Below are 232 nucleotides of genomic sequence, written 5' to 3'. Positions count from 1 at the left end.
AATTATGGTAGTCCAAAGATCACAAAACAATTGAATTCAGAAGGAGTCTCTGTATCGCAAAAAACCGTATCAAGAATTATGAAAGAAGAAGGCATTCGCTCAAAAACAGTGAAAAAATACAAAGCGACGACGAATTCAAAACATAATCTACCAGTATATCCAAATCTATTAGACCAACAATTCAAAGTAGAACGCCCTGGACAAGCGTGGGTAGCTGACATTACGTATATAT

1 protein-coding gene is annotated in these 232 nt (G+C 35.8%); it reads left to right on the top strand.

Annotation, left to right across the window (positions count from 1 at the left end; genetic code table 11):
* The coding region (locus SB660_RS24065; RefSeq protein WP_410585151.1) for an IS3 family transposase at positions 1 to 232 on the top strand (232 nt) is incomplete at both ends.

Origin of the sequence: Bacillus sp. SIMBA_005, from assembly GCF_046535585.1 — a bacterium.
In the GTDB taxonomy this organism is placed as follows: Bacteria; Bacillota; Bacilli; order Bacillales; family Bacillaceae; genus Bacillus; species Bacillus pumilus.
Note: the sequence above shows the minus strand (reverse complement) of the source record. Positions and strands in the feature narration are given on the sequence as shown.